The 7503-nt window shown below is 59.7% G+C and carries 6 protein-coding genes and 1 CRISPR repeat array; all 6 genes read left to right on the forward strand.

Annotation, left to right across the window (positions count from 1 at the left end; translation table 11 throughout):
• The first annotated feature begins 123 nt into the window (after positions 1-123).
• The 6 genes from cas5b (at position 124) to cas4 (ending at position 5898) form a co-directional block, all read left to right on the forward strand.
• On the forward strand, positions 124-831 hold the full coding sequence (gene cas5b / locus QZY44_RS13900) for a type I-B CRISPR-associated protein Cas5b (protein ID WP_295447171.1): 708 nt from the start codon (positions 124-126) through the stop codon (positions 829-831).
• Complete coding sequence (gene cas3, locus QZY44_RS13905) at positions 797-3184, forward strand: CRISPR-associated helicase Cas3' (protein WP_295447173.1); 2388 nt, start codon at positions 797-799, stop codon at positions 3182-3184. The genes cas5b and cas3 overlap by 35 nt, the downstream gene beginning before the upstream one ends.
• Positions 3172-3852 carry a CRISPR-associated endonuclease Cas6 gene (locus QZY44_RS13910; protein WP_295447175.1) on the forward strand — a complete coding sequence of 227 codons (681 nt, stop codon included), beginning with the start codon at positions 3172-3174 and terminating at the stop codon, positions 3850-3852. The genes cas3 and QZY44_RS13910 overlap by 13 nt, the downstream gene beginning before the upstream one ends.
• A 159-nt stretch (positions 3853-4011) precedes the next feature.
• Positions 4012-5025: a CRISPR-associated endonuclease Cas1 gene (gene cas1, locus QZY44_RS13915; RefSeq protein WP_295447177.1), complete on the forward strand. Its 1014-nt coding sequence runs from the start codon at positions 4012-4014 to the stop codon at positions 5023-5025.
• The gene (cas2, locus tag QZY44_RS13920; RefSeq protein ID WP_295447179.1) at positions 4988-5293 is read left to right on the forward strand and encodes a CRISPR-associated endonuclease Cas2; all 306 of its coding nucleotides are present in this window, start codon (positions 4988-4990) and stop codon (positions 5291-5293) included. The genes cas1 and cas2 overlap by 38 nt, the downstream gene beginning before the upstream one ends.
• Positions 5290-5898 (forward strand): CRISPR-associated protein Cas4, encoded by a 609-nt coding sequence (cas4, locus tag QZY44_RS13925; protein ID WP_295447181.1) that lies wholly within the window; start codon positions 5290-5292, stop codon positions 5896-5898. Before cas2 ends, cas4 begins: the two co-directional genes overlap by 4 nt.
• A gap of 173 nt (positions 5899-6071) precedes the next feature.
• Positions 6072-7497: direct repeats of the CRISPR family, unit length 37 nt; unit sequence GCCGCCATCCCCAATCCAACAGAACAAGGATTGAAAC.
• Positions 7498-7503 lie beyond the last annotated feature (6 nt).

Here is a 7503-nt window from a genome sequence, read left to right on the forward strand (position 1 = left end):
TGGCTCAGGACCTCGGCGGCGAGGGTTTCGGTATCGATTGCGCGGATCCCGGCAAACCCCCGCAAAATCCGCTGCTCGCCGCGGTTATGGCGCTCGTGGCGTAACGGAAAGCGGGAAACTTCAGTGGTCTTCGACATCGCGGGCGAATACGGCCAGTTCAAGAAGCCCTATTCACCGATGAGTCCGGTGAGCTACCCACTGCCGCCGCCACCGGCGGTATTGGGGATGCTCGGCGCCGTTCTCGGCTACGGCAAGGACGCCTATCACCAGCGGCTTGGCTGGGATCTGGTGCAGATCGCCGTAGGGCTACGCGCCCCGCTGAGGGTGTTTCGGGCGTCGCTCAATCTGTTGCAAACCAAGACTGGTACCGACGGCTTTTTTCGTCCGCTGGCCGGGCAGAACACCCATACCCAGGTGCCATTCGAGTTCCTGCGCCATCCGCACTTTCGCATCTATATCGCAGGACTGCCCGACCAGGTGGCCGATGAACTGGCCGAGCGACTGCGCACCGGCCGCACTGCCTACACCGTCGCGCTGGGGCTCGCGCCCTGTCTCGCCGATGTGACCTGGGTCGGCGAGTGGTCGGCGCAGCCTCTGGCTAACCCTGAATGGCAGGTAACCACGGCGGTACCGCTGCGCGACGGCATCCAGGTGCATTACGAGGACAGCCGACGTTATCACCGGCTGCGCATCCCCGTCACCATGGACGGATCACGCATCGTTCACCGCCATCAGGAAATCGTCCTGGCTGAAGACGGACAGCCAATCCGCGGCCAGGGTGGAACCGGAGTCTTACATGCCATCGGTCCCGACAGCGTCGCCTTTCTCTAACGCCTTCGCGCATCCGGGCGACCCCTTGCCAGCCCACCTGGAACGGGTCGCGCAACGGGCCGCCGCCGGCATTGCGCCGACGGCACGTGCGGAGATCCGCGCCATTGCCCTGGTGGCCGGCCTCTTTCACGACCTCGGCAAGGCTACCCCCTGGTTTCAGGACTATTTGCTGCGGGCCGGTCGGCGTTCGGTGCTCAGTCATCACGCGCAGACGGGCGCACTCCTGGTCTGGTGGTACACGGCCGGACTCGACTGGCCGCTCTGGCAGCGCCTGGCCGCCTTCATCGCGGTCTACCGTCACCATGGTGCACTGAACTTTCAGGAGTGGCCGCAACTCTTCGAAGGAATTCGCGGGGACTTCCGCGACCCGGACTGTCCGCTGCGCACGCAACTCGCCGCCATGGACCTGCCGGGTATCCGCCAGTGGCTGATCGAGGTTGCCGGACGCCTCCCCGACCAAGGGCTGTCCGCCGCCCCAGAGCCCCTGACCCTGGAAACCATCGAGGCCCGTCTGGGCGACCGCCAGACCCTCGGTTCGAAACTGCGCAAGGCGTTCGGTCCGGTGGACGAGGCCCTCGCCATGCTCGCCGGCTTCGGCGCCTTGCTCGCGGTGGACAAGACCGATGCCGCCTTGCAGGGCGGGCAGATCGACCGGCAGCCACTGCCCGCGGCGGCGGTGACGGTACATAAACAACGGCTCTGGGGTAACACAGGGGTATACAGCCACTGCTCCACTCTGGATCAGCGTCGCGAACAGATTGCGGACACGGTCGCTCGGACCTGGCTCGCCCACCTGGATCGCCCCCTACTGACCCTCACCGCACCGACCGGGGCCGGCAAGACCTTGGCCGTCCTCCACGCCGCCTTGCAGGTCCGGACAGACCTGGCGGCGCGTCTTGACAGCGCCCCGCGCATCATTTATTGCCTACCCTTCACTTCAGTCATCGACCAGAACCATGCAGTATTCCGCGCTGTGCTGCGCAGCAATGGCCTGCCCGATCGCGAAGACCTGTTGCTCAAGCACCATCACCTGACCGAGGCCACCTTCCGCACCGAGGATGCGGAATATCAGGCGGACGGCGCCGGCCAGTTACTCACCGAGACCTGGCAGAGTGAACTGGTGGTGACGACCTTTCATCAACTGCTGCACTCACTGCTCAGCCCACGCAACGCCAATCTGAAGCGGGCCGGTCAGTTAACGGGGGCGCTGGTCCTGTTGGACGAGGTCCAGTCACTGCCCTTGCGTTACTGGGAGGCCTTACGGCAATTGTTCATCGCCGCCGCCCGGACCCTTGGCACCCGGTTCGTCCTGCTGACCGCCACCCGACCGCTCATCTTCCAGCCCGGCGACGCCGTGGAATTGCTGCCGGATCACGCCACGCATTTCCGCGCCATGACCCGTACGCGGCTGCTGGCACACCACCGCGAACGCATGATACTCGAGGCGTTCGCCGAACACCTGATCGCCGACCTGCAACAGTACCCGCGGGCTATGCTCATCATCGTCAATCGGCGGCGGGCGGTGCGCACACTGTTCGAAGCCCTGCATGCCGCCTTCCCGGAGCGCCCGCTGGTCGCACTCTCGACCGACCTGACCCCGCTCGATCGACGGGCACGGGTCAGGCTGATTCAGCGCCTGTTGCGACAGGGCCAGCCGGTCATTGCAGTCACCACTCAATTGGTCGAGGCCGGGGTCGATTTCAGCTTTCCGGTCGTCCATCGTGACCTGGCGCCGCTCGATTCAATCATTCAGGCGGCCGGACGCTGTAACCGCCACGGCGAAGCCGGTGCAGTACCCGGGGAGGTACACCTCTGGCACTTGCAGTCTTCCAAACCGGATGGCAGCGCGGGGGAATCGCTCTGGCGGCGGGTTTATGATAGCGCCTTGATCGAGGTTACACAGGAAACGCTTGGCACGGCAGACGCATGGGATGAGTGCGACTTTCTGGAATTGAGCCAAGCCTATTTTCGCGGCTGCCGGGCGCGCCACGACCAGACGCGCGTCGATGAACAACTGGCGCGCGGCGATCTACTCGGCGTCGAGCAAGACTTTCAACTTATCGAGGAACGGCCAACGGTCTCACTCTTCGTGGTATGCAACCCCCCGGACGCAGCACTGTGGGAACGATACCGCGCCCTGCGGGACGACCCGCGAGTCACCCCGGCTGAACAAGACCAGCGGTTTCGCCCATTCAAGCGGGCCTTTTACGAACGCGTCATCCAGATTAGTGCCCACGCCGCGCACGGTCTGGACCGCAACGAGGTCAACCGGATCGACGCCGGTTCGGAAACCTATGACCGTCACGCCGGTTTTATCGGCCTGCCCGGAGAAACCGCCACATGCATCTTCTAGCCACCATCCCACTCACCCAGGTGGAACTGCGCTGGGATCGCGAACTGGCCGGAGGACCGGAGCAGCGCACCAAACAATTGCGCGGCGCCCTGGCCAACGCCTTTCGCGGTGATGACCTGTTTCACCAGCACGACCTGTTGACAGGAAAAGCGCTCTACCGCTATCCTCGGGTGCAATACCGTTGGCGCCGCGGGCGGGGACTGGTCGTCGGCTGGGGCCAGGCCGCCGACCGGCTATTGAACTTACCCTGGCTGGAATTGAACCTGCTGCTCGGTGAGACACCGGTGGTGGTCAGCGATGCCGCCTTAACCCTGAATCAGGGACACTTCGGCGTCGGCGACCACTTGGGCTATTACCGGCTGGAGACACCGGTCTTGCTATTCAATCAGGAAAATTATCGACGCTATCAGGCGATGACCGCCACGCAGCAACGCAGCGAACGCGAGCGGCTGCTCGTGGCGAATCTATTGACCGCACTGCGGGGGCTGGATGTCACCTTCCCCGAGCGGCTGTACGCGACCCTTGGCGAACCGCAGACCTGTACCTGCCATTATAAAGGGGAGAAGCTCCTCGGCCTGACCGGAGAACTGGCCACGAATGCCGCGCTGCCAAGCGGCTTTTCCTTCGGGCATGCCGTCAGTCATGGCTATGGCTGGCTGACGCTTTAGCCCGCCGTGCTCTTTAACAATTTGCTTTCGCCTGTCTTCAACCCCGCAGGCGGCCGAATTGCGTCGCCATGGACGGCAGCGCACGGCGTGCCGATGAATCGAGTGGATCGCTCAGGCCGCCGGAACATACCATCATCAGCCCACTGACGAGGCAGCACTATGGACCTGATTCTGACTACGTTCGGCGCCTATCTCCATCGCCGGGGCGAGCTGTTTGTCATCAATATCAAGGATCAGAAACAGGAGATATCATCACGCAAGGTGCGCTCCATCCTCATCACCACCGGCGCCAGCCTGTCGACCGACGCCATTGCACTGGCCGTTGAGAAAAACATCGATCTGGTGTTTATCGATCAGTTCGGCGATCCCTATGCTCGGGTCTGGCATGGCCGCCCGGGATCTACCATTGCAATCCGCCGCGAACAGTTGCGCTTGGCCGACACCGAGAAAGGTCTGCGGCTCGCGCTTGGCTGGTTGCTGCGAAAACTCGACAATCAGCTCGATTTTTTGCGTGAGGCGCGCACGCGACGCACCCGGCTATCGGCATTGTTGACCGAGAAGATCGAGGCGCTGTCGGAACTGCGTCAGGCACTCGACGGTATCACCGGCGGACTAGATGATGTACGCAACACCGTCATGGGCATTGAGGGTCGGGCCGGACGCACCTATTGGGAGGCGATCAATCTCTTATTGCCGGATAATTTTCAGTTCGCGGGGCGCTCGCACAATCCCGCCAAAGACGAGTTCAATTGCTTGTTGAATTATTCTTATGGAGTACTGTATAGCACGGTCGAACGCGCCTGTATTTTGGCGGGGCTTGATCCCTATGTCGGCTTTGTGCATACCGATCATTATCAGAAGAAATCGTTGGTCTTCGACCTGATCGAGTGTTATCGGATTTGGGCCGATGAAACTGTGGTTGGCCTGTTCGCCGCGCGCAAGATCAAGCAGGACCTGTTCGATCCACTACAAAATGGCCTCACCCTTAACAAGCAGGGCAAAGCCGTCCTGATGGAGCGGTTTGGCGAACACCTCGATGAAACTATCCGCTACCGCAATCGCAATATCAAACGGCGCGATACCGTACAGCTTGATTGCCACCGCATGGCAAACGAATGGATCGGGAGACTGAGCGATGAAGACGACCGAGACGTTGGTGTGGATCATCTATGACATCGTCGAGAACAAGCCGCGGACCAAGATCGCCAAATTGTGCAAGGAGGCCGGGCTGTATCGCGTCCAGAAATCGGTATTTCTGGGAACGATCGAACGCAATCGACTGGATGAGTTGCGGCTGCAGATCGATGAGTGGGTGAACCACGAGGTGGATTCGGTCTACATTTTTCCGATGTGTGAGCCGGATTTCAAGAAGGTGATTCTGCTTGGGCAGGCCTTCGACAAGAAGCTGGTCACCGATGAAGTGAGGGCCTTGTTCTTATGAGCGAATGGCTGCTGGATACCGAACGTACCCCGATGATTACTCCATCGGAGGTCTTGGAGCACGTCTATTGCCCGCGCTTTACCTGGTTCATGAATGTCCAGAACATCCCGCAGCACGAGGACTCGCGTTTCAAAGTCCTCAAGGGGCGCGAGGTTCATCAGCGGCGGGCGACCGAGAATCGTGACTACCTACGCCGCAAGATCGGTGCGGTCAAGCGCGAGATCGAGGTCTATCTGGCATCACCGGCCTTGCGGCTCAGGGGAATCGTCGATGAGGTGCTGTGGCTGAAGGACGGCAGCATGGCGGCGCTGGACTACAAGTACACAGAGGCGCGGGACACGGTATTCAAGACCCATGAAACCCAGATCTTGCTGTACTCAATGCTGATTCATGATGTTTATCAGCAGCCTGTCACCCGGGGTTTCGTCGCTTACGTGCGCGATGGGAGTCAGTTGCTGGAGGTGCTGGTGACCGCCGAAGCCATCGCGCGAACGAAGTGGCTGATCGACCAGATTTTCGATATCATTCAGACGGGTCGGTTGCCGGCGCGAACCTCTTCGCGCCTCCGGTGTGAAGACTGTTGCTACAGAAATATTTGTGTCTAGCGGTAGCGCCTTTGCAACTTTTTGAGGTTTAAGATGAAAATCTCATATTCTCGATGTAATCGGGCACTCGTGACAGCCTGTTATCAGCGCCGTGGCAGTCGCAGGAGACCTAAAACGCACTGGGTTCAGGCGCCTCATAGTTTTGATTTATATGGCGTTTCATGTTAGATGCAGCCGCCATCCCCAATCCAACAGAACAAGGATTGAAACCAGGACAGTTTCAAGAACACCTTTTAGCCAGGTGATCGCCGCCATCCCCAATCCAACAGAACAAGGATTGAAACATTGCCGCAAGCGCCCAACACGCAAGGGCAACGCGCCGCCATCCCCAATCCAACAGAACAAGGATTGAAACCGGTGAGAATACCACCTTAAATGGTAATAGCTGCACTGGCCGCCATCCCCAATCCAACAGAACAAGGATTGAAACCCTGATTCGGTTTCTCCAGTTGTGACCTGTGGTACGCCGCCATCCCCAATCCAACAGAACAAGGATTGAAACCCCTTCGCCGATGGTGCCTGATGCTCTGACCGGTTGCCGCCATCCCCAATCCAACAGAACAAGGATTGAAACCCCCTGAGTTGGATCGGGAACGTACCGCCGCCGATGTGCCGCCATCCCCAATCCAACAGAACAAGGATTGAAACACCAGTGCGACCATGCCGGCCTGAATGCCAGCGCTGGCCGCCATCCCCAATCCAACAGAACAAGGATTGAAACCCGCAGGGTTCAAGTGCAGTCACACCCGCTCCATGGCGCCGCCATCCCCAATCCAACAGAACAAGGATTGAAACCCGGTCCACACCACACACCACCGAAACCCGCAGATCAGCCGCCATCCCCAATCCAACAGAACAAGGATTGAAACACAAGCTCTATCACGCTCCAACTTCTGAACGCAACGCCGCCATCCCCAATCCAACAGAACAAGGATTGAAACCCGCCCTTCACCTGCTCGATGTCGAAGGTCACCGTGCCGCCATCCCCAATCCAACAGAACAAGGATTGAAACCCCTGGGTGGCGTGATCATCATCTGCCAGGATGATCGCCGCCATCCCCAATCCAACAGAACAAGGATTGAAACTACCAAGCGCTCCCCCATCGCAAGATGCCCCAGGGGCCGCCATCCCCAATCCAACAGAACAAGGATTGAAACTTCTGCGCTTGCGTGTTCAGCACTTCCAGGGCGGCGCCGCCATCCCCAATCCAACAGAACAAGGATTGAAACTGGCCCTGGTCAGGTCATGGTGTTGGGACTGTGCTGCCGCCATCCCCAATCCAACAGAACAAGGATTGAAACATGGTCAGTGTCAGGATATGGCGTGTCCGCAGTTTCGGCCGCCATCCCCAATCCAACAGAACAAGGATTGAAACTCCGACTGGGCAAACCTGTTCATGGGCTGCGCAACAAGCCGCCATCCCCAATCCAACAGAACAAGGATTGAAACATGTCGGCGTGAGGTCGTGATGACACTGTTAAATTCCGGCCGCCATCCCCAATCCAACAGAACAAGGATTGAAACCCAAAGACATCTGCCACCCCCGGCGGACCAACATGGAGCCGCCATCCCCAATCCAACAGAACAAGGATTGAAACACAACA

The organism is uncultured Thiodictyon sp. (genome assembly GCA_903837595.1).
Lineage (GTDB): Bacteria > Pseudomonadota > Gammaproteobacteria > Chromatiales > Chromatiaceae > Thiodictyon.

Excerpts from the sequence above, each read along its gene's own strand:
- cas3 (WP_295447173.1), top strand. The coding sequence starts at position 797 with ATGCCATCGGTCCCGACAGCGTCGCCTTTCTCTAACGCCTTCGCGCAT.
- QZY44_RS13910 (WP_295447175.1), top strand. The coding sequence starts at position 3,172 with ATGCATCTTCTAGCCACCATCCCACTCACCCAGGTGGAACTGCGCTGG.
- cas1 (WP_295447177.1), top strand. The coding sequence starts at position 4,012 with ATGGACCTGATTCTGACTACGTTCGGCGCCTATCTCCATCGCCGGGGC.
- cas2 (WP_295447179.1), top strand. The coding sequence starts at position 4,988 with ATGAAGACGACCGAGACGTTGGTGTGGATCATCTATGACATCGTCGAG.
- cas4 (WP_295447181.1), top strand. The coding sequence starts at position 5,290 with ATGAGCGAATGGCTGCTGGATACCGAACGTACCCCGATGATTACTCCA.